The organism is Marinococcus sp. PL1-022 (assembly GCF_033845285.1).
GTDB lineage: Bacteria > Bacillota > Bacilli > Bacillales > Marinococcaceae > Marinococcus.
In genome coordinates, this window is the sequence record NZ_JAWXCX010000001.1 from 984,258 (window position 1) to 1,010,493 (window position 26,236).

Genomic DNA, 26,236 nt, shown 5'->3' on the forward strand with positions numbered 1-26,236 from the left:
GAGAATGAAAAATCTACATAAAAAAGCCTCCGTATATATTGCGGAGGCAGAGGCGAAGTGATTTACACTTCCATAATAATAGGGAGAATCATTGGGCGCCGTTTCGTGCGCTCATATAAATAAGGCGCCAGGCTGTCGATAATTTCTGATTTAATTTCAGACCACTGACTGGTCTTACGCTTCATCACTTCATCCAGATGCCTGCTTAATGTTTTCTGGGCATCGTTAATCAAGTCCCCGGATTCACGCATGTAAACGAAGCCGCGTGAAATTAAGTCCGGGCCGGCGGAAACCTTGAAGTTTTTCATATCGATGCTTACCACGACCACGACGAGTCCTTCTTCGGATAAAATGCGGCGGTCCCGGAGGACAATGTTGCCGATATCTCCGATACCGTGGCCGTCAACATAAACAGCACCAGAAGGCACCTTGCCAACGACAGAAGCACTGTCCCGGGTCAGGGCAAGCACTTCACCATTTTCCATGATAAAGGAATTGTCGAGCGGCACGCCGCAGTCCCGGGCAAGTCTCGAGTGCATTTTCAGCATCCGGTATTCGCCGTGAATGGGCATGAAATATTTCGGACGCATTAAGCGCAGCATAAGCATCTGTTCCTGCTGACTTCCGTGACCGGAAGTATGAATGTTGTTCAGCGAGCCGTGAATGACACGGGCGCCCGCCCGGTAAAGCTGGTTAATAATTTTGTGCACAGAAGTCGTATTTCCGGGAATAGGAGAGCTCGAGAATACGACAGTGTCGCCAGGGATAATCTGAATCTGACGGTGGGTGCCGTGGGCTACACGGGAGAGGGCTGCCATCGGCTCGCCCTGGCTCCCAGTACACAAGATGGCTGCCTGGTCGTCCGGCAGTTTATTCAGCTGGGACGGCTCGACAAACGTTCCTTTTGGCGCGTTAATATATCCAAGCTCCTGACCGATCGTGATGGATGATTCCATACTGCGGCCGAATACAGCAATTTTACGCCCGTCTTTTACAGCAGCATCAATCGCCTTCTGCAGACGGTATATATTGGAAGCAAATGTGGCAAAAATGATTCTGCCTTTGGCCTGACGGAAGATGGAACGGATATTGTCCCCGACTTTTCGTTCGGAGACAGTGAACCCGGGAACTTCCGCATTCGTGCTGTCTGAAAGCAGGCAGAGAACGCCCTTTTCACCGATGTCTGCCATTTTAGCTAAATTAGCAGGCTCTCCGACAGGAGTAAAGTCAAATTTGAAATCTCCGGTATGAACAACATTGCCCTCTGGAGTATGGACGTTGATACCGAGAGAATCAGGAATACTGTGAGTAGTCCGGAAAAAATCTACTTTTAAATGGTTGAAAGCAACAGGCTGGTCTTCCTGGATGGTATTTAATTTTGCTTTACGTAAAAGCCCGCGTTCCTCGAGCTTTCCTTTTAACAGACCGATTGCCAATGGACCGCCGTAAATAGGGACGTTTAATTCTTTCAGCAGAAACGGCACGCCGCCGATATGGTCTTCATGGCCGTGGGTGATAAAGACACCTTTAATTTTTTCTTTGTTCCGAACCAGGTATGTGTAATCGGGAATAACGTAGTCGATTCCAAGCAGATCATCCTCCGGGAACATGATTCCGGCATCGATGACGATAATTTCATCCTGGTATTGAACCACGTACGTGTTTTTGCCGATTTCGCCTAACCCGCCCAGGGCAAAAACAGCAACTTGATTTTGTTTTATTTGTTTCATACGTTATAAATTCTCCACTTGGAAGTCTTCAGATCTTTTTTCAAATTCAAGCTGCTTGTCAGTAAGCCCCTGAACGAATTCAATGTTAAATTGTTTATCGGCGAGTTTGCGGCGGACTTCCCGCTCAGATTCTGCTTCTACGTATAGTGAATGGGTATTCTCCCGTACAGGAGCTTCAGTAAAATTATTTTGGTAAAAAACTTTGTAAATCATCGTAAATATCTCTCCTTCTTCAAATGTAAATGCGGCGTTTATAGCTGCTTAAGAAAAAATGGTTTTTTGGCATAAACTAGTACTGTAAATAGGAAAAAGCAAAATAATGCAGGAAGGACAGGAAGTAATCGTTGCAACAGCCTGGCTGTTTAATCAAAAATGACTTCATATCCAGAGCGGTTCTACTCAGCTTCCGGCCAAAGAACTCAAGCTGAACAGCACCACAGTGTACGTACCAACCATTAATAATTCATATTATAAAGCATGAAACTGTTTTTTTCATCCTTTTAATCACTTCTGCACAAAATTCGTCCAGCTTTCAGGTAAGAAAAAGACAAAAGAAAGTAACTATACGGGTACTAAAGAACCATGATAGGATAGAAACAGAATAATTTTTCTATAAATGTATAAAATTTCTTTTATAGAAATTATTTCCAAATAAACGGTGAGGAGAGAAAAATTTAAAGGAAAAACTGATGAGATGAAAAAAGCGTCTTCCCGGAGGAAAACACTCTTTTTGCAGGTTATAGCTTTGGCAGTTCCCGTTTGTATTCGTCCTCGTAATCTTCAATCCGGTCGTAAAACATAACACCGTTCAGGTGATCAATTTCGTGCTGGGCAACAATAGCCGGAAGCCCCCGGAGGCGAAGTTTTACCTCTTTGTTTTCAAGTGTCTGTGCTTTCAGTGTAATACGCGAATATCTAGGAACATTTCCGGGAACTTCCCGATCGACTGAAAGGCATCCTTCTCCGCCTTCCAAATGAGTTGTTTCTACAGAATGGCTGAGAATTTTTGGGTTGATGAAGCCATAGCTGTACAGTTCATCTTTGTCATCAGTCACATGCATGGCAAACATTCTTTTATTAACACCAAGCTGCGGTGCTGCTACACCGACCCCGGAACGGAGTTCATATTTTTCGGCGATTTCCTCGTCCTGGCTGTTTTTTAAGAAATCCAGCATTTCCTGGAGGGTATGCAGATCTTCAGCAGACGGAGGGTTCGGGACTTCTTCAGATACTTTGCGGAGCGCAGGGCTTCCCTCACGCTTAATATCTTTCATAGTTAACATGAATCAACGGCCTCCAATCAGACTTACATATGATAATCGTTAATAACAGTGTATTAGTATAGCAAAAAAATTTCAGCTAAAACAGCTTTAAAACGTGAAATGACCATAAAAAATTCACAGGAGGAATACATATGTATAAATTGAACAAAAAAGTGACAGGAGCAGCAGTTGTTACATTATCGGCTTTAGTATTATCGGCATGCGGATCGCCAGAGGGAAGTATTCAGGACCAATGGAGTGAAGCAGCAGGCGCTGAAGAGAAATTTCCCGAAAAGGATGAAGAATTGACCGAGCTGGCCGGGGAAGAGCAAAGTGTATTTGAAAACTTAACCTCCTATAAAAACAATGAACAGAAAAAAATCGAGTCATCTGTAAAGGAAGCTGTAAGCTCAGTGAACGAGCGTAAAGAATTAATGGAAGAAGAACAGGAAGAAATCAACCAGGCGTATAATGAAGCCATGGAAGCAGATGAGCCCATTGAGAATTTAGAAAATGAAGAAATGACTGATAAAGCAAAGCAGGCCCAGCAGGCAATGAAAAAAAGGAACGAAGCATTTAACGGGGTACACGATGCTTATATGGAAGCGGCAGATAAAGAAATCGATATGTACGAATCGTTTAATGATAAAAATTTAGAGCTTGAAGCACTGGAGGAAGATCTTGACACTATTAACAGCTCCTATGAAGAGGTGGAAAGCTACAGGGAAACATTCAATGCCGAAACGAAAGCATTCAATGAAGCTAAAAACACCTTCGGAGAAATGATGGAAGAAGAGAGTTAATTCAGTTTTATAACAAGCCGGCAAGCAGACGCGCTGGAAGGAGAAAAACGGCTGAACTGTTTATATACGCATGGACCAATGATATATAACAGATTCGCTTATTTACAAAAAATAGAAGATGCCAAATGACATGATAATCCTTTGAGCAAAAAGGATTGACGTATCTTTTTCGTTTGGTATATTCTAACTATTGAAAAGTATTGTTTCATTGAAATAGTATAATAAACTGAAACAGTTACTTATCTGTTCTTTATTGAGATTATCCGTGATTATATTACGGCTGTGAAGGGTATTAAAAGATGATGTGGTCTTATATAAACCTGAAGCTGCGACTCAAATAATCACAGCTTTGGGAATAAACTCTGACAGTAATCTATTACGGATAAACGCAGTTGCTGGATATAACCGGTTTATTATAAGAAGAGAGGAAGAGGTGAACATTTGTGGCGACAAAAACGATTGAACAAGTCGAAGGTCACTTTGAAATGTTTCAAATTTTGAATGAAAACGGAGAAGTAGTGAATGAAGAAGCGCTCCCGGATTTGTCAGATGAGCAGCTTCAGGAAATGATGTACCGGATGGTATATACACGAATTTGGGATCAGCGCGCCATCTCATTAAACCGACAGGGACGTCTTGGTTTTTATGCGCCGGTAGCTGGGCAGGAAGCATCGATGATTGGTTCACATTACGCGTTGGATAAAGAAGACTGGATTCTTCCAGGCTACCGGGATGTTCCGCAGATTGTATGGCATGGACTTCCACTTTATCAAGCATTTTTGTTCTCTAAAGGTCATTTTCACGGAGGACAGATTCCTGAGGACTTAAATGTCTTGCCTCCGCAAATTATTATTGGGGCTAACTTTGTACAAAATGCTGGTGTAGCAGTAGGGCTGAAACGACGCGGGAATAAAAATGTAGCAATTACTTACACAGGTGATGGCGGCTCTTCCCAGGGTGACTTTTACGAAGGAATGAACTTTGCAGGAGCATATGAAGCGCCAGCTATTTTTGTTGTGCAAAACAATCAGTTCGCCATCAGTGTACCGGTGGAAGAACAGACGGCAGCTAAAACCATTGCCCAAAAATCAGTAGCAGCCGGTCTGCACGGGGTTCAAGTAGACGGAATGGATGTTCTCGCGATGTATTCTGTTACCCAGGAAGCACGGAAGAATGCGCTGAACGGAGAACCTTCGTTAATTGAGTCGATGTGTTACCGCTACGGACCGCATACGATGTCCGGAGATGATCCGACCCGTTACCGTACGGAAGAGCTGGATAATGAATGGGAAAAGAAAGACCCGCTCGTCCGCTTCCGGACGTACCTTGAAAAGAAAGATCTCTGGAATGAAGACCGGGAAAATGAAGTAGTAGAGCAGGCTAAGGAAGATATAAAAGCCGCTATGAAACAGGCCGAAGAAACGCCTAAGCAAAAAGTTTCTGACTTAATCGAAATCATGTATGAAAAATTACCAGAACAGTTAAACAAACAGTTAGAAGAATACAGAGAGAAGGAGTCGAAGTAAGCTATGGCGCAATTGACAATGATTCAAGCAATTACCGAGGCAATGCGTACGGAGCTGAAAAATGACGAAAATGTCCTTGTTTATGGCGAAGACGTAGGTCATTACGGCGGCGTATTCCGTGCTACAGAAGGTCTGCAGAAAGAATTTGGCGAAGAACGTGTATTTGACACCCCGCTTGCGGAGTCCGGTATTGGCGGACTAACGCTTGGTCTTGCGGTGACTGGCTTCCGTCCAGTAATGGAAATACAATTCTTTGGTTTCGTATTTGAAACAATGGATGAAGTAATAGGACAGATTTCACGGATTCACTACCGTACTGGAGGCAAAAACAATGCCCCAGTTACTATCCGTGCGCCTTTTGGTGGCGGGGTAAAGACTCCTGAACTCCATGCTGACAGCCTGGAAGGACTTCTCGCTCAGTCCCCGGGGCTTTCCGTAGTTATTCCATCGACTCCTTATGATGCAAAGGGTCTGTTGATTTCCGCTATTCGCAGTGATGACCCAGTATTCTTCCTTGAGCACATGAAGCTCTACCGCTCTTTTCGGGAAGAAGTGCCGGATGAAGAATATACAGTGGAACTTGGTAAAGCAGATGTGAAACGCGAAGGTAAAGACGTTACACTGATTGCTTACGGAGCGATGGTACACACTTGTCTGAAAGCAGCCGACCAGCTGAAAGAGGAAGGCTACGAGGCAGAAGTGGTTGACCTGCGAACTATCAGCCCGCTGGATATGGATACAGTTATTGAGTCAGTGAAAAAAACCAACCGTGCGGTTGTAGTCCAGGAAGCTCAGAGACAAGCTGGTATTGCTGCGAACGTAGTCGCGAATATAAATGAAGAGGCTATTCTTCATCTGGAGGCACCGGTACTTAGAGTGGCAGCGCCAGATACGGTCTTCCCATTCGCAGCTGCCGAAGACGTTTGGCTTCCAAACGAAAATGACGTTATCGAAAAAGCAAAAGCTGTACTCAGCTTCTAAAAATTATTAATCGGGCAAACAGGTTGATGGAAAATATCAACCTGTTTGCTACGCGCAATATTGAATTGAAAATAAAAGGAGGCACTTGTTTTGGCTTATGAATTTAAACTTCCTGATATTGGCGAAGGAATTCACGAAGGTGAAATTGTTTCATGGCAGGTAAAGCCTGGCGATGAGATTAAAGAAGACGATGTGCTCTGCGAAGTACAAAATGATAAAGCCGTTGTGGAAATACCTTCTCCAGTGGATGGAAAAGTCTTAGAATTAAAAGTAGACGAAGGAACAACCACCACTGTCGGTGAAGTCATTTTAACCATTGATGATGGTAGTGGAGAGGACACTGGCTCTGAAGGTTCTTCAGATCAAAAAGAAGGAACCGAAGGAACAGCGTCGAGAGATGAGCAGGAGCAAAATGATGCTCAGCCGGCTTCCACAGAAGCAGAAAAAGAAAGCCCGACACCAGCAGGCGGCGAAAGCGCCAGTACTTCTGGAGAAGCAGATGTAGATGAAAACGCACGCGTTATCGCTATGCCATCTGTACGCAAATACGCTCGTGAAAATGACGTAACGATTCAAAAAGTCAAAGGTTCGGGCAAAAACGGCCGTATTCTTCGTGAAGACATTGATGCATTTCTGAGCGGCGATCAGCCATCAGAAGAAGAAACAACGGAAGCTGCTTCCGGCGCTGAAGAAAGCAAAACAGCAGCTGGCGCAGCAGCACCTTCCCAGGATCAGGGCGCCATGGAAGAACGCGTGCCGCTTAAAGGTATCCGTAAAGCTATCGCTCAAAAAATGGTACAATCAAAACAGACGGCTCCACACGTTACTCATATGGACGAAGTGGACGTCAGTGCGCTGGTTGACCACCGTAAAAAATTCAAGCCTATGGCTGCAGAGCAGGACATCAAGCTTACGTACCTGCCTTACGTAGTAAAGGCTCTGACTTCCGCAATCCGTAAGTTCCCTGTACTGAATGCTTCTATCGATGATGAAGCTTCTGAAATCGTTTATAAGCATTACTTCAATATCGGCATTGCAGCTGATACAGAGCAGGGACTTGTCGTACCGGTTGTTAAAGACACGGATCGCAAGCCTATCTTTACCCTGGCCGACGAAATCAACGAACTTGCTACAAAAGCAAGAGACGGAAAGCTCTCCTCAGCTGAAATGAGCGGAGGTTCCGCTACGATTTCGAACCTGGGATCTGCGAAAGGTGCTTTCTTTACTCCGGTTATTAACCATCCGGAAGTAGCTATTCTTGGTATTGGCCGTATTGAAGAAAAAGCGGTAGTGCGCGACGGCGAAATTGTCGCTGCTCCGATGCTTGCTCTTTCATTAAGCTATGACCACCGCCTAATCGATGGTATGACAGCACAGCACGCATTGAATCACATCAAACGCTTGTTAAATGAACCAGAACTAATCTCAATGGAGGGATAATTCATGGTAGTAGGAGATTTTGCAGAAGAAATTGACACGCTAGTTGTAGGTGCCGGTCCGGGTGGCTATGTTGCAGCCATCCGTGCGGCCCAGCTTGGACAGAAGGTAACCATCGTAGAAAAGGGAAATCTGGGCGGAGTCTGCTTAAACGTAGGCTGCGTACCGTCCAAAGCATTAATCCAGGCGGGCCACCGTTTCCACGAAGCCAATGAAGGTGCTGAAAACATGGGTATCACTTCTAAAGGTGCCGAGGTGGATTTCACAAAGGTACAGGAGTGGAAAGGCAGCGTCGTTGAAAAGCTTACCGGCGGAGTTGAATCCCTTCTGAAAGCAAATAAGGTGAACATTGTAAAAGGGGAAGCTTATTTCTCCGACAAAGATCAGGTAAAAGTTTCTACGGATGAATACAGTTCCCAGACGTATAAATTTAACAACTGCATCATTGCTACAGGCTCCCGTCCGGTAGAGCTCAAGCCGCTTCCTTTCGGAAAACGTGTACTTGATTCTACTGGCGGATTAAATCTCGAAGAAATTCCAAAGAGCATGATTGTTGTCGGCGGCGGCTATATTGGTATCGAGATGGCTGGAGCGTATGCAAACCTCGGTACAGAGGTTACAGTGCTTGAAGGCGAAAGCCGTATTCTTTCCCAGGGCTTTGAAAAGCAAATGACTCAGCCGGTGCAGAAAAAATTAAAAGCACAGGGCGTTGATATTCAGACAGAAGCATTTGCGCAGGGCGTTGAGGAATCAGAGGACAGTGTAACCCTTACAGCTGAAGTAAAAGGTGAAGAAAAAACGTTTGAAGCAGAATATGTACTGGTTGCTGTAGGACGCCGTCCAAATACAGAAGAACTGGGACTTGAGCAGATTGGCGTAGAGATCGGCGAACGCGGCCTGATCCAGGTGGACGAACAGTCCCGTACAAGTGTAGATAACATCTACGCAATCGGTGACATTGTACCCGGCCTGCCGCTTGCTCATAAAGCTTCCTACGAAGCGAAAGTAGCTGCAGAAGCTATCGCAGGGGAAGCAGCAGCAGTTGATTATCTCGGTATGCCGATGGTTGTTTTCTCGGATCCGGAGCTTGCAAGTGTTGGATATACAGAAGAAGATGCGAAAGAAGCAGGCTTCGATGTAAAATCCGCGAAGTTTCCGTTCCAGGCAAACGGACGGGCGTTGTCTCTGGACGTTTCTGAAGGCTTCATGAAGCTCATTACCCGCAAGGATGATGGATTAGTTATCGGGGCACAAATTGTTGGCCCTAACGCTTCTGACATGATTGCAGAAGCAGGTCTGGCAATTGAAGCAGGAATGACAGCAGAAGATGTAGCGATGACCGTTCATGCTCACCCAACGTTAGGTGAGATTACGATGGAAACGGCAGAAGCAGCACTCGGAATGCCAATTCACATCACGTAATAAAAATAAGAAGGCCACGGCTTATCACAGCCGTGGCCTTCTTGTGTAAGGAAGAAAGGCAGATGCTCGCGGAAGCAGAATTTTTTGTGCCTTCTTCAGCATAATAAAATCCCCGGCGCTGAGGCCGGGGATTTTTTATTCCGTTTAGAAGCTACTCTTTGCCAGTCAGGTCTTTTTGAAGTTCTTCCTGTTCTTTGCGAAGCTGTTCACGTTCGCGACGGGAAAGTCCTGTTTCATCATCCTGGCGCAGTTTGCGTTCTTTATTAAGAATGGTGCGGTCGGTCTGGAGAGCTTTTAACAGCGATACACACATTAAGATCATGATAATCGTAAACGGCAGGGCCGCAATGGTCATAACAATCTGTATGCCTTCAATACCTCCGGAAGCGAGCAGCATAGCTGCAGAGCCGGAAATAACAAGACCCCAGATGAACTTAATGGAAACCGGTGGGTTCAGGCTTCCGTTCGTTGTCTGCATTCCCAGTACAAACGTTGCGGAGTCTGCAGAGGTAATGAAAAAGCTCATAATTAAAAGCAAGGCTACGAAGCCAGTAATTGCTCCGAAAGGAAGTGTATCAAGCAGGCCAAACAGCGCAATCTCATCACTCTGGCTCGTCATTAAGTTGTAAAGACCGCCGTTTTGAGCATTGTCTTCAGCAATACCGGTGGTGGCAAAAACAGCAAACCATACAAACGAAAAGATTGATGGCACGAGCAAAACGCCGGTAATAAATTCACGAATCGTCCGGCCACGGGATACACGGGCAATAAATGTACCAACAAATGGTGCCCACGCAATCCACCAGGCCCAGTAGAATATTGTCCAGGAGTCGAGCCATGCCCGGTCTCCGGTATATTCATAGGTCGTAAAGCTCTGGGCCGGCAGGTTGGCCATATAAGATCCAATACCATTTGTGAAAGAGTTTAAAATACTTGTCGTCGGACCGGCAAAGAGGACAAACAGCATCAGCACCGCTGCCAGTGCAATGTTTGCCCAGCTTAAGTAGCGGATACCTCTGTTTAAGCCGGTAGTAGCCGATGCAAGATAAATGATAGTAAAGACGAGAATAATAACCAGCTGTGTCGGTAAATCGAGATTGATTCCCTCAAATATATAACTCAGCCCGCCGTTCACCTGAGTGGCTCCGTACCCTAGGGATTGGGCCACTCCAAAAATAGTAGCGAACACAGCGATAAAGTTGATTAAAGTACCTACCCAGCCGTCTACCCGGTCACCGAGAAGCGGCCGGAACGCTGAACTGATAATACCAGGCGCGTTGTGACGGAACTGGAAATAGGCGAGTGCGAGCGCTACAACTGAATAAACAGCCCACGGGTGAAGTCCCCAGTGGAAAAACGAAAGACGGATAGATTCTGCAGCTGCAGCCTGGGTTTCAGGTTCCGCTTCTGGTGCACCGTAATAGTGATAAAGCGGCTCAGCAACGCCCCAGTATACAAGACCGATCCCCATACCGGCTGTAAATAGAAACGCAAACCATGTTAAGTAACTGTACTCCGGTCGTTCGTCCGGCTTTCCTAAACGGATTTTTCCATACGGACTGAACACTAAGTAAATACAAAAGATAACGAAAAACGTTGCGGATATTAGATAAAACCATCCGAGATTAGTAACAATCCATCCCTGGATCTCACCGGTCACTGTATTTAAATTTCCTGGCGTGACAACACCCCAGATGATTACCGCAAGCGCCGCTATCAGGGTCACAAAAAAGACGCTTGTTAATTTTCTCATGACTTTTTACATTCCACCTTTCTTTTAGCGGGTATTCGATTTTTAGGCAGCGGTACTCAGCAAAAGAGGGGATAGTGGCAATTTCAGTAAGCAGGTACATACCTATTTAAAAAATGACAACGATGATTATTATAACACTCATAAGTTCATACGCAACCAGGACGCATGAATAATATATACCCTAAACCTAGGCCTGCAAACCCAGAAACCTTCATATATAAATGTTAAAAAATACCTACAGGCAATAAGCAGCGTTAATATTTCCATACAAACGTTATTATTAACATTTTATAGAAATTTTTTAGACTTTTAGCCCTGCATTTGCAGAAATTTTGCTAAGATATAAAAGGGAATAATTAAACAGGGGGAATCCGGGTTGAAGAAAATGCTGATATTATCATGCCTGGCAGCGCTTCTTGCAGGCTGTTCAAATGCTGGAGAAGACAATGCAGATGCAGAACAAAAGGAAAAAACAAAGACCGCTGCCGAGGAAGAAGCCCAGGAGCAGCATGATGAGAAAAAAGAGGAGCAGAAACAGCAAAAAGCAGCTGTCTCAAAGGAGGAAGAACTGATTTATAAAGTTAACGAAGCAAACTGGACGGTTCAGGCAGAGGAAAGCGAAGGCGATGAAGTTCTTCTCACATTTGATGACGCTCCGGACGGCAATGCTGTAAATATCGCGGAAATTTTAGCTGAAAACGAAGTACCGGCCATCTTTTTTGTGAATGGCATGTTTCTAAAAGACGAAGAAGGCAGAAACGCCCTGAAGAAAATACACGACATGGGGTTTGCGATAGGCAACCATACGACTACCCATGCCTCGCTTCCTGATTTATCAGAAGAGGAACAGCTTGAAGAATTAAAAGAAACCGACGAACTGGTAAAAGAAATAACCGGGGAAACGCCGGCATTTTTCCGTGCTCCGTTTGGGCAGAACACTTCATTTAGTGATGAATATGTTAAAAAACACGGCATGATAAAAATGAATTGGACGTATGGGTATGATTTTGAAGCTGAATACCAGGAAGCAGAAGCGCTCACGGATATTACGCTGAACACCGAACTGTTAACGGATGGCGCAAATATTCTTATGCACGACCGGGAATGGACTAGAGAAGCGCTTGGCCCAATTATTGAAGGATTTAATGAGAAAGGCTATTCCTTTATCGATCCCCAATATATAGAAAAAAAGTAGAAAAATGCGTGCTGCAGAAGCTTTTTATGTCGAATTTTGTTGAAAATTTTTATTGGAAGCTGCATTAATGCTATATTGATTAAAAATGAATAGGATTCACACGAAGGGGGAACATCAATGGATCACTCTGCACTGTATGATGAAATAAGATTGCACGTAGGTCTTGCCCATGATTATTCCATAACGCCTGAAAGCTTCCTGCACTATGTCATGAATGCATTTCAAAAATACTGGCCGCATAAAGACATGATTTCGTTGTATGTTAATAAATGGACGCATTTCGAATGGCAGGACGGGGACGTGCATCCGGTATTTACGAAAGAAATGGATATTCAAAACGGTCTTCTGCTTTTGGCAGATATAGAAAGAACAGTTTTTTGCTGCAGTGAAGAAGGGATGTATCACTGGATGCTTCCGTTTTATGATAATGAAATATTTGCCGGAGGGATTATTGTTTCAAGAGAGGCAGAGATGAAAGAGCTGGAAAAAGAAGAAGTATGGCTTCTCGAAGAAATTATGTCTTTCATTAATGCCAAACTGCCCAATTATATGTAAAAGTAAAAAAAGCAGCCGCGGCTGCTTTTTTGTTTTATTGAATTGGCTTTTGCTCCTGGATCACCCGTATAGTTTGAAGGGAAGGATCTTCGGGGCCCTGGACGGGGAGGCCGGCTGCTGCGTTGGCTTGAATGTACGTTAAATTTTCTTCGGTAATGATTTCACCTGGAAGGAGTACTGGTATACCTGGCGGATAGATCATAATGAATTCTGCGATAATCCGGCCGGCACTTTCTGAAAGAGCGATGGTTTCTTTTCCAGCATAAAATGCGTCACGGGGAGCAATGGATAGAGTCGGGATAGACGGTAGCTTTAATACTGCGGGAGCCGTGTAGGCCTCAGGGTTATAATGCTGCCGGGCGAGATCCCTCATTGCCTCCGCAAGAAGCGATGTTTCTTTTTCCGTATCACCGAAGCTGATGATGCAGAGGATGTTATACAAATCGGACAGCTCTACTTCAATGTGATAATGCTTTCGCAGCCATTTTTCAGCTTCGTAGCCATTGATGCCAAGCTGTTGAACAGAAATTAACAGCTTTGTCGGGTCCATGGCGGTGACGGTGTTCTGCTCAAGCATTTCTGCGCCGGCACAGTAGAGACCCTTAATGGAATTAATAGAGGCTCTCGTTTGTTCAGCAAGTTCAAGCGTGTTTTCTATCAGTGTGTGTCCTTTTAATGCAAGCTGCCTGCGTGCGGTATCGAGCGAGGCCAGAAGCGGGTACGATGTGGATGTTGTTGTCAGCATGCTGAAGACCGCCTGGACGTGAGCGATGGAGATCCGGGCGCCCTGGACGTTTAATACGGAGCTCTGGGTCATGGAGCCTCCGAGTTTATGCACGCTTGTAGCAGCCATGTCAGCGCCCGCCTCCATAGCTGAAGGTGGCAGGCTTTCGTGAAAATGAATATGCACCCCGTGAGCTTCATCGACGAGCACTGGTACATCGTACTGGTGGGCGGTTTCTACAATGGCACTAATATCGGAGGAAAAACCGAAGTAGGTTGGGTTAATCACGAGCAGCGCCTTTGCATCAGGATGCCTGTCGAGAGCATGCTGTGCTGTTAAAGGTGTAATCCCGTGCGAAATGCCGAACTCTTCATCAAGCGCCGGATACATAAATATCGGAACGGCTCCTGAAAAGATAATCGCATTCATAATCGATTTGTGCACATTTCTTGGAACGAGAATTTTGTCTCCCGGAGCGCAGACAGATAAGATCATCGTCATAATGGCACCGCTTGTTCCCTGGATCGAAAAGAACGTATAGTCGGCCCCAAAGGCTTCTGCGGCAAGCTTCTGTGCGTCATCAATAACACCGGAAGGGTGGTGCAGGTCATCAAGGGGTTCGATATTAATCAAGTCCATATTTAATATATTACTGCCGATAAATTCACGAAACTCCTCATCCATCCCGGTCCCGTTTTTATGCCCCGGAATGTGGAAAGGCACAGGCTGCGTCTTTATATGCTCTTTTAATTTAGTGAATATCGGAGTAAGCTGCTGTCTGTTCATATGTCTCCCTCCAATGCGTTCAAAAACATTCAAATTATAGCAGATTTCATGCCGTCATTAAATAACTTTGTGAGACGTGCCGGCCGGGATTTGCTAGAATATTAGCGAAGGGGGAAGCAGTGATGAAAGAAAATGTTAATATACCTATCTCCATGGATTGGACTACACAGGAAATTATCGATGTGACCACTTTTTTTCAAGTGATTGAAACAGCGCACGGTAAGGCGGTGCCCCGGGAGAATATTTTAGGCCTGTATGGGAAATTTAAAGAAATCGTGCCGGGTAAAAGCGAGGAAAAGCAGATGTTCCGTCAGTTTGATGAAGATGCTGAAGTGAACTGCTGGAAAACCGTGCAGGCGGCAAGAAAATCAGAAGCAGGGGAAAAAATTAATATGACCGGACGCTCAGGATAGAGCGTCCGGCATTTTTATACCGTCTGCAAAGACAGCTGATATAAAGGGAGGAGTTCTTTGAATGTACTGTAAATGTAATCGTACGTTTCGTTGTCATTCCAGGAAGCAGCCGTTTCCACGTCAAACTGGCGTCCAATCAGAAGCTCCGCTTTTTTGACATCTCTTACACGTTCAAGAGTGTGAATGACCTGATCTTTGTTTTCATGAATAAAAAATGCGTCCGGTTTCGTATGGTCCGGGGAAATTTTATAGTCTTCCGGCAGGGACGTAAGCTGAGAAAGACGGTCCAGATACATTTTTCCGATATCTGCTTTGTCCGGCACCTCGTACATATGGGTCAACCAGGCGAACAAATGGTCATCAAAAAGACCGACCTGGAAATGAGGATGTTTTTTGTAGCCTCTTTTATCCGGTGCAATACCGAACCAGGTGCTTTCCGGAGGGTGCACAGACCGTCTGGCATGCTTTGCAATATGAATAAATAATTCTTCGCCTGTATCTGCTGCCAAATCTTCAGCCAGCGGTTCTGCCAGATGGGAAAAAACTGGTTGTATGTCATTCCGGATTTGAGACATGCGGTTTTCAAGACCTTCTGCCTGCATAATAGAAAAATCATTTTTGGTGAAATGCTGTCTGCTCATGTAATGACTGCTCCTTTTTCAATTGGTCTGTCACAAGCATACTGAAAATCCAGGTCTCCGGCAACCAATCGATTCCAGCGGAAAACGCAATTATTTAAAAATACTGAAAATTTTTGTGTGTTTTTCTTGCGTTTCCGGTAAAAAGGTTTTATAATTCCAATAATCCTTATAGAATAACGAGTACTCAAACGTTGTCAGTATATCGTTAGATTAGCAATAAAGACAGTAGGGAGAGGCTGTTACAGAATATAATTTCAGAACAATAGAGAAAGTTCTGCATCTTGTATTTTCTGAACATTCTGAGAAGAATTGCCAGCGTCAGTTAACTTTCAGCTCGGGACATTATTATTCCATTTAAGGGGTGTGGGAAACTTGGAACAAGTAATTCAGGCGTTTAAACGTAGAGATGCAGAAGAACGAATCCCGGTACTGCGCTTAGAAATTGATTATGAACTGGTAACCCTTCATGACGCCATGGCAGAGGAAGATTTAACGTCCATTCACGCCAGCAAATACCGCCTGGAGCAATTACGCCAGGAGTGGATTCGGCTGGAAGTGTAATATAAAGTAAGAAGATCCGGGCTGCTTTACAGCAGGCCGGGCTTTTTTATGCAGAAATTGGTGCATAATTTTGCCGTATTGAGGGAAGAAGAACTCATATACATAAGGAAGAAGCGGAGAGGATTATAATGGAAGAGAATTGGTCAGCAATGCAGAAGAAAGCTTTACAATGGATACAGGAGGCCGGGGAACTGCTTCGAGCTTCCCTGGAGGAAAGCTTAATTATAGAAACAAAATCAAATCCAAATGATTTAGTAACAGAAATGGATTTCAAAATTGAGCGGCTGTTAACGAAAAAGATTATGGAGGAATACCCTGGACACCGTATTTTAGGAGAAGAAGAAGCCGGAGCGGACATTACGGACACCGACGACATTATCTGGATTATAGATCCTATAGACGGCACAACGAATTTTGTTCATCAGCAGTTTAATTTTGCTGTCTCCCTGGCTGTTTTTGAAAACGGCATCGGCAAGGTGGGCATTGTCTATGATGTGATGGCAGACGAGTGGTTTACCGCACTGGAAGGCAGAGGGGCGTACCGCAACGATGTCAGGCTGCCCGAGTTGGAACCGGCAGAATTAAAAGAAGCAATTGTAGGTATTAACGCCAGGTGGATTAAAAATGAAAAAATTCCTTATGCCAGGCAGATGCGTAACATTGTGGATGAATCAAGAAGCACCAGGGCCTATGGTTCGGCTGCCCTCGAGCTTTGTTACGTAGCATGCGGCCGGCTTGATTCCTATGTAAACCTGTGGCTTGCGCCGTGGGATTTTGCCGGAGCAGAAGTTTTGCTGCGGGAGGTTGGGGCAGATATCTCAACGATCGACAACCAGCGGCCGTCGATGCTTGGCAAGGGGCCGTACCTGGCAGGGCGACCGGGTCTGCAGGAAAAAGTACGGGGGATGCTGAACAGCTGATCCCCCGTACTGATTTTTGGCTACGCCGAAGAGCTTGCTTTCAGCTTTCTGGCAAAATAAAAGGCTGCACACGTTACAGCAATTGATACAACGGCAATAATAATGGACGCTTCGGCTATGGCAATCCCGATAGAGGCGATGCCGAAAATAGCTAACGCTGCAAGCAGCAGGTATAACCACTGTATTTTTGTCATAGAGACCCTTCTTCCTTTAAAATGATACTGATACTATTTTATCGGCTTTGAAAGGAAAACTCAAATAAGTACAGCCGGCTATGATTCAGGTTCGGTTTATGTTATATTGAGGAAAGTAGTGTCTGTGATAGTGACTTGCCAGTCGGGTTGTCTTTAATGAAACCCGGCATATGTTATACTGACAATGTAAATGGTAGGAACTCAGATAAAAATGGCAATGAGAACCCTGGCTTTATGGAAGACGATGTCGCCGAGCGCCAGGGTTTGTTATGATTGCAGCAAGAGAATAGGAGAGATTTATAGTGACAGTTTTACGCAAAGATATTCGCAATATCGCGATTATTGCCCACGTTGACCACGGGAAAACGACCCTTGTCGACCAGCTTCTTCGTCAATCAGGAACATTTCGGGAAAATGAACAGGTAGACGAGCGGGCAATGGATACCAACGATATTGAAAAAGAACGCGGCATTACAATTCTGGCTAAAAACACAGCAGTGAAATACCATGATACGCGTATCAATATTCTTGATACTCCCGGTCACGCGGATTTTGGCGGGGAAGTAGAGCGCATCATGAAAATGGTGGACGGCGTACTTCTTGTTGTAGACGCCTACGAGGGCTGCATGCCGCAGACGCGTTTTGTTTTGAAAAAAGCACTGGAGCAGAACTTAACCCCAGTGGTAGTCGTAAACAAAATTGACCGGGACATGGCCCGCCCATCCGAAGTTGTGGATGAAGTGCTGGACCTGTTTATCGAGCTTGGCGCGAACGAAGACCAAATCGATTTTCCAGTTGTTTATGCTTCCGCTATTAACGGAACGGCAAGCGAAGATCCTGAAAAACAGGACGAAGATATGGACGTTATTTTCCGCATGATCTCAGACAACGTGCCGGTTCCTTTTGATAACAGCGACGAGCCGTTCCAGTTTCAGATAGCGATGCTTGATTATAATGACTACCTTGGGAGAATCGGCGTAGGAAGGGTGTTCCGTGGAACGCTCCGGACAGGCGATCATGCCGCCCTGGTTAAGCTCGACGGAACAGTGAAAAAATTCCGGATATCCAAAATGTTTGGTTTCTTCGGTCTGAAGAAAGAAGAAATCAGCGAAGCCAAAGCCGGAGATCTCGTAGCTATTTCCGGAGTGGAAGATATCATGGTCGGGGAAACAATATGCCCAGTCGACCATCAGGAAGCGCTGCCGGTACTCCGTATTGACGAGCCGACGCTTCAGATGACTATTCTTGTAAATAACAGCCCGTTTGCCGGACGTGAAGGTTCTAAAATTACGAGCCGTAAAATTGAAGAGCGGCTGCTGACGCAGCTTGAAACAGACGTAAGTCTCCGGGTCGATCCGACGGACAGCCCTGACGCATGGTTAATTTCCGGTCGCGGTGAACTTCACCTGTCCATTTTAATTGAAAACCTGCGCCGTGAAGATTTTGAGCTCCAGGTGTCCAAGCCGCAGGTAATTGTTAAAGAAGTGGACGGCGTGCTTTGCGAGCCGTATGAGCGTCTGCAGGTTGATGTGCCGGAAGACTATACCGGAGCAGTTATGGAGTCTCTCGGTGAACGTAAAGGCGAAATGGAAAACATGGTCAATAAAGGTGACGGCCAGGTTCGGATTGATTTCATGATTCCATCCCGTGGCCTGGTTGGTTATACAAACGAATTCTTATCCCAGACCAAAGGATATGGCATTCTGAACCATACGTTTGAAGAATATCGTCCTTATATTAAAGAACAGATTGGCGGCCGCCGTCAGGGAGTTCTCGTTTCCATGGAAAATGGAAAAGCGACTCCGTACAGTATGATGCAGCTGGAAGACCGCGGTACAATGTTTGTTGAACCGGGTACTGAAATTTATGAAGGCATGATTGTCGGCGAGCACAGCCGGGAAAATGATTTGGCTGTAAACGTAACGAAAGCGAAGCAGCAGACAAACGTTCGTTCAGCTAACAAGGATCAGACCGTAACGATGAAACGTCCCCGGATTCTGACACTTGAAGAAGCTCTCGAGTATTTAAACGCAGATGAGTACTGCGAAGTTACTCCGGATTCAATCCGGCTTAGAAAGAAAATTCTCCAAAAAGGCGAGCGCGAGCGCGAAGAAAAACGCCAGAGCGTGTCCAAATAAAAAAGTGCCGGCTGCAGTATAATCTGCAGCCGGCACTTTTTATTAATAAACATTTTGCCGGATAAGCCGGAGCTTTGTATGATTTCATTATTACCAGTTGTTATTTTTTACCGGATCCCGGTACAGATGGAAATGGCCGGTAGCTTTTCGCTCATTTGTCCGGGCTGAAATCCGGTCATGGCATTCGGGACACATATACGTGTGGATCGGCCGGTTCCGAATTTTTTTTGCTTCAGGGTTTTCATCGTCCAATTTATAAATTTCATCGCAGATTACGCACTTTACCCGCATCATTTCTTTTCACCTCTGCTTTGTTCAACCAAAAGATATGATTCAAGTATAACACGCCCGCAGCTCTGAAAACAGAATGAGTGCCAGATGGGTGGAACAGAAAAAATAAACAGGGGAATCCGAAAAAGACTGGACAAATTTTCTGATCAAAATGGTACTATTATACATATAAGGGGGGATACATATGGCTAGTCGAGTATTTGACGAACTACCCGAAGAAATCGTCCATTTATTAAAGCAGGAACAATATGTGACGGTTTCCACCATCGAACCGAAAAATTCCACCCCGGATGTTCACGCCGTTTCATGGGTGTATGCAGCTTCTCCAAGGATTCTCCGGTTTGCTGTTGATGCCCGGGCGTCTGCAGTGGAAAATCTGCGGGAAACCCCTGGTATGGCAATGACTGTTATCGGCGGAGGCACCACGTACTCCATTGCAGGCAAAGGAAAAATTTTAACAACTGAGGTAAGTGGGATTTCTTTTCCGCTTGCGATTATAGAAGTGGACGTTGCTGAAGTGAAGGACGTAATGTTTTATGGGTCCAGGATGCTCCGTGGGCCGGTGTTTGAGAAGACATATGACCCGGAAGCGGCAGAAGAATTGGACAATAAAGTACTCGAGGCAATGAAGAAAACACACTGAATATAAATATCCCGATAGAGACAAGATAGGGGGAAGCACCTGATATGAAAAAAATTTACGTTTTAGATACGAACGTACTGCTCCAAGATCCCCAGGCAATTTACCAGTTTGATGAACACCATGTTGTCATTCCAGCCGTCGTATTAGAAGAAATTGATTCCAAAAAACGGTTAATGGATGAGCTCGGCAGGAATGCGAGAGAAACAGCAAGAATTCTGGACCGCTTCCGTGGAAAAGGCAGGCTCCATGAAGGAGTACCTCTCGGTTCAGGAGGCACGCTGCGGGTAGAGCTGAACCACCGTTCGTATGAGAGCATGAAGGACACCTTTATCGAGGTGACCAATGACAACCGCATTCTGGCAGTGGCTCAAAATTTAAAGGATGAATACGAGCTGATGGGAGATTACCACGTTGTTATTATCAGCAAAGACGCTCTCGTACGCGTGAAAGCAGATGCCCTCGGTATAACGGCCGAAGACTTTTTGAATGACCGCGTTACGCAGTACGACAATATTTACAAGGGGCATCAGACGCTGACAGTTGACCGGCCCCTGCTTGACGCTTTTTTCGAGGAGGGGTCACTGGCTTCTGAAGAGGTTTCAGAAGAAGGCTTCTGTCCTCACGAATTCCTTATTTTAAGAGACGCCCTGAGCAGCTCTTCGGCTCTTGCAAAAGTCGACGAATCTGGAAAAAGAATTCGCAAGTTCACTTCCGATATCGACCATGTGTGGGGCATACGCCCGAAAAACGTCGAACAGAAGATGGCACTTGAGCTGCTGCTCAGAGAAGACATCCCGCTTGTGACGTTAACCGGAAGAGCAGGCACTGGAAAGACCTTATTAACGCTCGCAGCCGGTTTGCTTCAAATTGAAGATATGGAGCGTTACCACAAGCTGCTGGTGGCGAGGCCTGTTGTTCCACTTGGGAAAGATATAGGATATCTTCCGGGAGAAAAGGATGAGAAGCTGCGGCCCTGGATGCAGCCGATCTATGATAATCTGGAGTATTTATTTAATGCTAAGAAGCCCGGAGAGCTTGATTCCATTCTCGCGGGGATGGGGTCTATTCAGGTGGAAGCTTTAACTTACATCCGCGGGCGGAGCATTCCGGACCAGTATATTATTATTGACGAAGCTCAAAACCTCACAAAGCATGAAGTGAAAACGATACTGACGAGGGTGGGGGAAGGAAGTAAAATCGTTTTTCTCGGCGACCCGGCCCAGATCGATCATCCGTATCTCGATGAGTTAAACAATGGACTTGCTTATGTGGTGGAAATGTTCAAAAATCAGGGCATCAGTGGGCATGTAAAACTGGAAAAAGGGGAACGCTCCGGTCTTGCCCAGCTTGCAGCAGATATACTATAAAGAAACGACAGCTGGAGTGCTTCCAGCTGTCATTTCTGTTTATTTCACCCGGAATCCTGTCACGTGCCGGATAGGATCGGCTTTATTGGAGCCGTCTCCGTAATATATGTGGACCGGCCCGTCCTCTTTCAACGGGCTGCCTTTATGAGAAAAGGCCACAATGAAATTTTTCGCTTCCTCAAGAGATACAAGATGAGTTTGCTCTTTGGTTTCCACAACGACATGGCTGGCATCGTCTTTCGGTTCGGCGTTATCCAAAAACGGCTCGAATCTGATCCCGAATGAGCCATTGATGATCGCTTCTTTTTTATTGCGCACCTTGTTGGTGCGTCCCCGGCCAGGATCCGTGTCCGGGGCGTTTGACCCTTCCTCGCGGTCTCTTGCAAACCTTCTGGCTGTATGGTCAGCTTCCGTGGAAGGCTGCTCTTCAGCGGAGGGATCGGTATCAAAATATGTTTCGAGATCAATCTTGCGGTCGTCAAAGATCCATGTAGTAGGGTCAAGGGTGATCGGGAAATGAACATTTCCCTGAATCATTACAATAAAATTCATGAGGGACTCCTCCAATTTAATAGCTGCTGATAGGAACTGGTTTTTATGCTACCACAACCGGGTAATGGAGAAAAAGCAGAAGCTATTGCTGTCCCGGGAAATTGTGGCATATAGTCTGAAGAATCAAGATTTTATACGCAAACCATCTTGCTTTTTTTTAAATGAACAGATAAGATGAATAGAAGGAGTCAGCTTGTAGGAGGGATTGCCTTGAGCATGAGGGCAGCAACAGAACATAGTGAGAAAGCATACGCTTTATTAAAAGCAGATGCTGAGAAAATCAGAAAACTTATTGAAGTACAGATGGATAACCTGACAATGCCTCAATGCCCACTTTACGAAGAGGTGCTTGATACACAAATGTTTGGCCTTTCAAGAGAAATTGATTTTGCCATTCGTTTGAATCTCATCGACGAACATACCGGTAAACAAATTCTTTCTGAACTCGAACGGAAACTTGCTGCTTTTCATGAAGCAACAGTCGGTGGATGAGCCAAGCTATTCTAATTGAATAGCTTGGTTTTTTTACAAACAGGTGTATTTTTAATTTAAAGTTTTACGCAGGCAAAAAACAGGGTAAAGAAACGTTACGCAAAAGAATCGTATAATAAAAATAGGCACAAATTTTTAAAAAATGAGAATATTACTTTGACAGACAGCCTGGTTCTTGCGTATGATAATTTATATTTAGAATTATCAGTTATTGGAGATAATTCTGATTGATCCTATCGGGATAAGATAGATACATCCTGTAATAGATAAGAGGAGGAGAAGGATGAACGGTCTAGAGAATATTAAAAAGGTATTAGTAGCAAACCGCGGTGAAATTGCTATACGCATATTTCGGGCGTGCACAGAATTACATATACGCACCGTGGCTATTTATTCCAATGAAGATGTAGGGGCGTTTCACCGTTATAAAGCAGACGAAGCATACTTAGTAGGGGAAGGGCAGAAGCCGATCGATGCGTACCTGGATATTGAAGACATTATCCGTACGGCAAAAGAAAACGGAGTCGACGCTATTCACCCGGGCTACGGTTTTCTTTCTGAAAATATTGACTTTGCCAGACGCTGTGATGAAGAAGGCATCACCTTTATCGGGCCTGAAACGCGTCACCTGGAGATGTTTGGGGATAAAGTTAAAGCAAGAGAAACAGCTATCGCTGCCGATCTTCCAGTCATCCCGGGAAGCGACGGGCCGGTGGACAGCGTGGAGGAAGTAAAGGAATTTACTGACAAGCACGGCTTTCCAATCATGATTAAAGCTTCCCTAGGAGGCGGCGGCCGCGGCATGCGTATTGTCCGCGACGCGGAATCGCTGGAGGATGCTTACGACCGGGCGAAATCCGAAGCAAAATCTGCTTTTGGCAACGACATTGTTTATGTTGAAAAATTCGTGGAAAATCCAAAGCATATTGAAGTACAGGTGCTCGGGGATAAAGCAGGAAACGTTATCCATTTATACGAGCGGGACTGCTCCATTCAGCGCCGTCACCAAAAGGTCGTGGAGGTAGCGCCGAGTATTGCGCTTGACGAGTCGCTGCGTGAACGTATTTGCGATGCCGCTGTAAAGCTTGCCAGAAATATTGAATACATCAATGCGGGCACGGTGGAGTTTCTGGTAAACGACAAGGGAGAATTTTTCTTCATTGAAGTGAACCCGCGTGTACAGGTGGAGCATACAATTACAGAAATGATCACCGGGGTGGACATCGTGCAGTCCCAGCTGAAAATTGCTGACGGTGGTACGCTGCATGACGCTTCCATAGATATTCCGGAGCAAAAGGATATTAAAACATTCGGCTATGCCATCCAGTCCCGGGTTACAACAGAGGACCCTGCGAATGATTTCATGCCGGATACGGGCCGGATTATGGCCTATCGTTCAAGCGGCGGCTTCGGCGTGCGACTGGATGCTGGTAACGGCTTCCAAGGAGCGATCATTTCCCCGTACTACGATTCGCTGCTCGTAAAAGTATCCACGTGGGCACGCACGTTTGAAGGGGCTTCTGAAAAAATGCTCCGAAACCTGCGGGAGTTCCGGATCCGCGGTATTCGTACAAACATCCCGTTTCTGGAAAATGTTGTCCAGCATGAGAAATTCATCAATGGCACCTACGACACCTCGTTTATTGATTCGAGTCCGGAGCTGTTTGTATTTCCAGTGCGCCAGGATCGCGGCACGAAAATGCTTACATTCATCGGGGAAACAATTGTAAACGGATATCCCGGGCTTGAAAATACACCAAAGCCGACGCTCAATAAGCCGATGGTGCCAAAGATCGATAAGAAAAAGCCGATACCGAGAGGAACAAAGCAGATTCTCGATGAACAGGGGCCGGAGGGTCTCGCGAACTGGGTGAAGGATCAAAACGAAGTGCTTTTGACCGATACCACGTTCCGTGACGCCCATCAGTCGCTGCTTGCCACGAGGGTTCGCAGTGATGATCTGAAACGCATTGCAGAGCCGACCTCCCGGATGCTTCCTAACTTATTCTCCTCAGAGATGTGGGGAGGGGCCACCTTTGATGTGGCGATGCGCTTTCTGCATGAGGATCCATGGACCCGGCTGCTTGAACTTCGTGAGCGTATGCCAAACACGCTTCTGCAGATGCTTTTCCGTTCCTCCAATGCCGTGGGATACAAAAACTATCCGGATAACCTGATCAAAGAATTTGTTCATAAATCAGCAAATGCCGGCATCGATGTTTTCCGTATCTTTGACTCTCTCAACTGGGTGAAAGGGATGACTCTTACGATTGATGAAGTACGGCAGACAAATAAAATTGCTGAGGCAGCGATGTGTTATACAGGGGATATTCTTGACCCGAAACGAAACAAATATGACCTGAAATATTATAAGAATCTCGCCAAAGAGCTTGAAAACGCCGGCGCCCATATTCTGGGCATCAAGGATATGGCAGGTCTGTTGAAGCCGGAAGCAGCGTATCAGCTTGTCTCTGAACTTAAAAATTCGATTTCCATCCCAGTTCACCTGCACACGCACGACACGAGCGGCAACGCTATTTTCACGTATGCCCGGGCTGTTGAAGCAGGAGTAGACATTGTTGACGTAGCTGAAAGCTCCATGGCAGGACTGACTTCACAGCCAAGTGCAGATGGCCTGTACTATGCACTAGCCGGGAATAAACGCCAGCCGAATGTTGATGTTGGTGCTCTGCAGGAGCTTAGTGACTTCTGGGATACGACTCGTGAATATTACCAGGGCTTTGAAAGCGGCATGCGTTCGCCTGCGCCTGAAGTGTATGAACACGAAATGCCGGGCGGCCAGTACAGCAATCTGCAGCAGCAGGCTAAAGCGGTAGGGCTTGGTGACCGCTGGCGTGAAGTGAAAAAAATGTACCGTCGTGTCAATGATATGTTTGGGGACGTTGTAAAAGTAACCCCGTCGTCGAAAATCGTCGGGGATATGGCTCTGTATATGGTACAGAATGATCTGACCGAAGAAGATGTTTACGATAACGGTCAGAACCTCGATTTCCCGGACTCCGTAGTGGAATTTTTCCAGGGGTATTTAGGACAGCCACACCAGGGCTTCCCGGAAAAACTTCAAAAAATCATTTTGAAGGATCGTACCCCTATTACAAATCGTCCGGGTGAAAACCTCGAACCGGTCGACTTCAAAGCTATTGAAGAGGAGCTGTTTAATACACTCGACCGGCCAGTGACGAGCCATGATATGATTTCCTACGCGATGTATCCGAAAGTATACATGGAGTTTGAGCAGTTCCGTCAAAGCTTCAGTGATGTATCTGTATTGGATACACCAACGTTTTTCTACGGGCTTGAGCTTGGAGAAACAGTGGAAGTGGAAATCGAAAAAGGAAAGACACTGATTGTGAAGCTTATTTCTGTGTCAGAGCCGGACGAAACCGGCCATAGAAACGTGTACTTTGAATTGAACGGACAGTCCCGCGAGGTGGTTATTAAGGATAAAAACGCCAAGGTGGATGCTAATGTTCGTCCAAAAGTAGATAAATCAAATCCTAACCAAATCGGGGCAACGATGCCTGGTACCGTGCTGCAAACCTCTGTCAAAGAGGGAGACGAAGTGGCAAAAGGCGATCAGCTTATGATTACAGAAGCAATGAAGATGGAAACAACTGTACAGGCGCCGTTTGATGGAAAAATTAAAGGCGTATATGTAGGAAATAATGAACCGATCGAATCGGGAGATCTTCTTATCGAATTTGAATAACAGGTAAAAAGGATCGGCCGGTGGGCCGGTCTTTTTTTATGATGAAAAAGGCGGGAGCCATCTTTTCAAAGCGCCGGGAAAATGTTTTTGGATAGAAAAATCTGTTGGCGGGGATGTATT

At 45.5% G+C, this 26,236-nt stretch carries 24 protein-coding genes; 15 read left to right on the forward strand and 9 right to left on the reverse strand.

The window, feature by feature from the left end:
* Positions 1-62: 62 nt before the first annotated feature.
* The 3 genes from rnjA to def form a co-directional block, all read right to left on the reverse strand.
* Positions 63-1,730, reverse strand: coding sequence for a ribonuclease J1 (gene rnjA / locus SIC45_RS05020; protein ID WP_298784093.1), 1,668 nt, complete (start codon positions 1,728-1,730; stop codon positions 63-65).
* A gap of 3 nt (positions 1,731-1,733) precedes the next feature.
* Positions 1,734-1,943, reverse strand: a complete 210-nt coding sequence (locus tag SIC45_RS05025; RefSeq protein ID WP_022792636.1) for a DNA-dependent RNA polymerase subunit epsilon — start codon at positions 1,941-1,943, stop codon at positions 1,734-1,736.
* A 524-nt stretch (positions 1,944-2,467) separates the two neighbouring features.
* Positions 2,468-3,013: a peptide deformylase gene (gene def / locus SIC45_RS05030; protein WP_298784097.1), complete on the reverse strand. Its 546-nt coding sequence runs from the start codon at positions 3,011-3,013 to the stop codon at positions 2,468-2,470.
* Between the two features lie 131 nt (positions 3,014-3,144).
* On the opposite strand from def, the gene SIC45_RS05035 reads away from it, so the two are divergent.
* From SIC45_RS05035 to lpdA, 5 genes are all read left to right on the forward strand, one after another.
* Positions 3,145-3,795, forward strand: a complete 651-nt coding sequence (locus SIC45_RS05035; protein WP_319631301.1) for a YkyA family protein — start codon at positions 3,145-3,147, stop codon at positions 3,793-3,795.
* Between the two features lie 485 nt (positions 3,796-4,280).
* Entirely contained in the window at positions 4,281-5,321 is a 1,041-nt protein-coding gene (gene pdhA, locus SIC45_RS05040; protein ID WP_298784491.1) for a pyruvate dehydrogenase (acetyl-transferring) E1 component subunit alpha, read from the forward strand.
* 3 nt (positions 5,322-5,324) lie between these two features.
* On the forward strand, positions 5,325-6,302 hold the full coding sequence (locus SIC45_RS05045) for an alpha-ketoacid dehydrogenase subunit beta (protein WP_319631302.1): 978 nt from the start codon (positions 5,325-5,327) through the stop codon (positions 6,300-6,302).
* A gap of 90 nt (positions 6,303-6,392) precedes the next feature.
* Positions 6,393-7,742, forward strand: a complete 1,350-nt coding sequence (locus SIC45_RS05050; protein WP_319631303.1) for a dihydrolipoamide acetyltransferase family protein — start codon at positions 6,393-6,395, stop codon at positions 7,740-7,742.
* Between the two features lie 3 nt (positions 7,743-7,745).
* Positions 7,746-9,161: a dihydrolipoyl dehydrogenase gene (lpdA, locus tag SIC45_RS05055; RefSeq protein WP_319631304.1), complete on the forward strand. Its 1,416-nt coding sequence runs from the start codon at positions 7,746-7,748 to the stop codon at positions 9,159-9,161.
* Positions 9,162-9,312: 151 nt separating this feature from the next.
* Here the strand turns inward: lpdA and SIC45_RS05060 are convergent, their stop codons facing one another.
* Positions 9,313-10,914 carry a glycine betaine uptake BCCT transporter gene (locus SIC45_RS05060; protein WP_319631305.1) on the reverse strand — a complete coding sequence of 534 codons (1,602 nt, stop codon included), beginning with the start codon at positions 10,912-10,914 and terminating at the stop codon, positions 9,313-9,315.
* 385 nt (positions 10,915-11,299) lie between these two features.
* Here SIC45_RS05060 and SIC45_RS05065 point away from each other — a divergent pair, with 385 nt between their 5' ends.
* Entirely contained in the window at positions 11,300-12,109 is an 810-nt protein-coding gene (locus tag SIC45_RS05065; protein WP_319632929.1) for a polysaccharide deacetylase family protein, read from the forward strand.
* Positions 12,110-12,226: 117 nt separating this feature from the next.
* The gene (locus tag SIC45_RS05070) at positions 12,227-12,664 is read left to right on the forward strand and encodes a hypothetical protein (RefSeq protein ID WP_319631306.1); all 438 of its coding nucleotides are present in this window, start codon (positions 12,227-12,229) and stop codon (positions 12,662-12,664) included.
* A 34-nt stretch (positions 12,665-12,698) separates the two neighbouring features.
* Here the strand turns inward: SIC45_RS05070 and SIC45_RS05075 are convergent, their stop codons facing one another.
* On the reverse strand, positions 12,699-14,174 hold the full coding sequence (locus SIC45_RS05075) for an aminotransferase class I/II-fold pyridoxal phosphate-dependent enzyme (RefSeq protein WP_319631307.1): 1,476 nt from the start codon (positions 14,172-14,174) through the stop codon (positions 12,699-12,701).
* Between the two features lie 122 nt (positions 14,175-14,296).
* On the opposite strand from SIC45_RS05075, the gene SIC45_RS05080 reads away from it, so the two are divergent.
* Entirely contained in the window at positions 14,297-14,587 is a 291-nt protein-coding gene (locus SIC45_RS05080) for a UPF0223 family protein (protein WP_319631308.1), read from the forward strand.
* A gap of 14 nt (positions 14,588-14,601) precedes the next feature.
* On the opposite strand, the gene SIC45_RS05085 is transcribed toward SIC45_RS05080, so the two are convergent.
* The gene (locus tag SIC45_RS05085; RefSeq protein WP_298784117.1) at positions 14,602-15,228 is read right to left on the reverse strand and encodes a DUF1054 domain-containing protein; all 627 of its coding nucleotides are present in this window, start codon (positions 15,226-15,228) and stop codon (positions 14,602-14,604) included.
* 372 nt (positions 15,229-15,600) lie between these two features.
* Here SIC45_RS05085 and SIC45_RS05090 point away from each other — a divergent pair, with 372 nt between their 5' ends.
* Both SIC45_RS05090 and SIC45_RS05095 read left to right on the forward strand, forming a co-directional pair.
* A complete protein-coding gene (locus SIC45_RS05090; protein WP_022792649.1) occupies positions 15,601-15,789 on the forward strand; it encodes a hypothetical protein in 189 nt (62 codons plus the stop codon).
* Between the two features lie 128 nt (positions 15,790-15,917).
* The gene (locus SIC45_RS05095; RefSeq protein WP_298784124.1) at positions 15,918-16,709 is read left to right on the forward strand and encodes an inositol monophosphatase family protein; all 792 of its coding nucleotides are present in this window, start codon (positions 15,918-15,920) and stop codon (positions 16,707-16,709) included.
* A gap of 20 nt (positions 16,710-16,729) precedes the next feature.
* Here SIC45_RS05095 and SIC45_RS05100 read toward each other — a convergent pair whose 3' ends face one another.
* Positions 16,730-16,903 carry a DUF5325 family protein gene (locus SIC45_RS05100; RefSeq protein ID WP_298784125.1) on the reverse strand — a complete coding sequence of 58 codons (174 nt, stop codon included), beginning with the start codon at positions 16,901-16,903 and terminating at the stop codon, positions 16,730-16,732.
* 302 nt (positions 16,904-17,205) lie between these two features.
* Between SIC45_RS05100 and typA the strand changes: the two genes are divergently transcribed.
* On the forward strand, positions 17,206-19,041 hold the full coding sequence (gene typA / locus SIC45_RS05105; RefSeq protein WP_298784127.1) for a translational GTPase TypA: 1,836 nt from the start codon (positions 17,206-17,208) through the stop codon (positions 19,039-19,041).
* A 90-nt stretch (positions 19,042-19,131) separates the two neighbouring features.
* Here typA and SIC45_RS05110 read toward each other — a convergent pair whose 3' ends face one another.
* Positions 19,132-19,332, reverse strand: a complete 201-nt coding sequence (locus SIC45_RS05110) for a YlaI family protein (protein WP_298784492.1) — start codon at positions 19,330-19,332, stop codon at positions 19,132-19,134.
* Positions 19,333-19,516: 184 nt separating this feature from the next.
* Between SIC45_RS05110 and SIC45_RS05115 the strand changes: the two genes are divergently transcribed.
* Complete coding sequence (locus tag SIC45_RS05115; protein ID WP_319631309.1) at positions 19,517-19,975, forward strand: pyridoxamine 5'-phosphate oxidase family protein; 459 nt, start codon at positions 19,517-19,519, stop codon at positions 19,973-19,975.
* A gap of 44 nt (positions 19,976-20,019) precedes the next feature.
* Positions 20,020-21,342 carry a PhoH family protein gene (locus tag SIC45_RS05120; protein ID WP_022792655.1) on the forward strand — a complete coding sequence of 441 codons (1,323 nt, stop codon included), beginning with the start codon at positions 20,020-20,022 and terminating at the stop codon, positions 21,340-21,342.
* A 39-nt stretch (positions 21,343-21,381) separates the two neighbouring features.
* Here SIC45_RS05120 and SIC45_RS05125 read toward each other — a convergent pair whose 3' ends face one another.
* Positions 21,382-21,894, reverse strand: coding sequence for a peptidyl-prolyl cis-trans isomerase (locus SIC45_RS05125; RefSeq protein ID WP_319631310.1), 513 nt, complete (start codon positions 21,892-21,894; stop codon positions 21,382-21,384).
* Between the two features lie 216 nt (positions 21,895-22,110).
* Here SIC45_RS05125 and SIC45_RS05130 point away from each other — a divergent pair, with 216 nt between their 5' ends.
* On the forward strand, positions 22,111-22,386 hold the full coding sequence (locus SIC45_RS05130; RefSeq protein WP_094907905.1) for a YlaN family protein: 276 nt from the start codon (positions 22,111-22,113) through the stop codon (positions 22,384-22,386).
* Positions 22,387-22,669: 283 nt separating this feature from the next.
* Positions 22,670-26,116 carry a pyruvate carboxylase gene (gene pyc / locus SIC45_RS05135; protein ID WP_298784135.1) on the forward strand — a complete coding sequence of 1,149 codons (3,447 nt, stop codon included), beginning with the start codon at positions 22,670-22,672 and terminating at the stop codon, positions 26,114-26,116.
* Positions 26,117-26,236 lie beyond the last annotated feature (120 nt).

Coding starts and splice junctions, on each gene's coding strand:
- rnjA (WP_298784093.1), bottom strand. CDS start 1,730: ATGAAACAAATAAAACAAAATCAAGTTGCTGTTTTTGCCCTGGGCGGG.
- SIC45_RS05025 (WP_022792636.1), bottom strand. CDS start 1,943: ATGATTTACAAAGTTTTTTACCAAAATAATTTTACTGAAGCTCCTGTA.
- def (WP_298784097.1), bottom strand. CDS start 3,013: ATGTTAACTATGAAAGATATTAAGCGTGAGGGAAGCCCTGCGCTCCGC.
- SIC45_RS05035 (WP_319631301.1), top strand. CDS start 3,145: ATGTATAAATTGAACAAAAAAGTGACAGGAGCAGCAGTTGTTACATTA.
- pdhA (WP_298784491.1), top strand. CDS start 4,281: ATGTTTCAAATTTTGAATGAAAACGGAGAAGTAGTGAATGAAGAAGCG.
- SIC45_RS05045 (WP_319631302.1), top strand. CDS start 5,325: ATGGCGCAATTGACAATGATTCAAGCAATTACCGAGGCAATGCGTACG.
- lpdA (WP_319631304.1), top strand. CDS start 7,746: ATGGTAGTAGGAGATTTTGCAGAAGAAATTGACACGCTAGTTGTAGGT.
- SIC45_RS05060 (WP_319631305.1), bottom strand. CDS start 10,914: ATGAGAAAATTAACAAGCGTCTTTTTTGTGACCCTGATAGCGGCGCTT.
- SIC45_RS05065 (WP_319632929.1), top strand. CDS start 11,300: ATGCTGATATTATCATGCCTGGCAGCGCTTCTTGCAGGCTGTTCAAAT.
- SIC45_RS05070 (WP_319631306.1), top strand. CDS start 12,227: ATGGATCACTCTGCACTGTATGATGAAATAAGATTGCACGTAGGTCTT.
- SIC45_RS05075 (WP_319631307.1), bottom strand. CDS start 14,174: ATGAACAGACAGCAGCTTACTCCGATATTCACTAAATTAAAAGAGCAT.
- SIC45_RS05080 (WP_319631308.1), top strand. CDS start 14,297: ATGAAAGAAAATGTTAATATACCTATCTCCATGGATTGGACTACACAG.
- SIC45_RS05085 (WP_298784117.1), bottom strand. CDS start 15,228: ATGAGCAGACAGCATTTCACCAAAAATGATTTTTCTATTATGCAGGCA.
- SIC45_RS05095 (WP_298784124.1), top strand. CDS start 15,918: ATGGAAGAGAATTGGTCAGCAATGCAGAAGAAAGCTTTACAATGGATA.
- SIC45_RS05100 (WP_298784125.1), bottom strand. CDS start 16,903: ATGACAAAAATACAGTGGTTATACCTGCTGCTTGCAGCGTTAGCTATT.
- SIC45_RS05110 (WP_298784492.1), bottom strand. CDS start 19,332: ATGCGGGTAAAGTGCGTAATCTGCGATGAAATTTATAAATTGGACGAT.
- SIC45_RS05115 (WP_319631309.1), top strand. CDS start 19,517: ATGGCTAGTCGAGTATTTGACGAACTACCCGAAGAAATCGTCCATTTA.
- SIC45_RS05120 (WP_022792655.1), top strand. CDS start 20,020: ATGAAAAAAATTTACGTTTTAGATACGAACGTACTGCTCCAAGATCCC.
- SIC45_RS05125 (WP_319631310.1), bottom strand. CDS start 21,894: ATGAATTTTATTGTAATGATTCAGGGAAATGTTCATTTCCCGATCACC.
- SIC45_RS05130 (WP_094907905.1), top strand. CDS start 22,111: ATGAGGGCAGCAACAGAACATAGTGAGAAAGCATACGCTTTATTAAAA.
- pyc (WP_298784135.1), top strand. CDS start 22,670: ATGAACGGTCTAGAGAATATTAAAAAGGTATTAGTAGCAAACCGCGGT.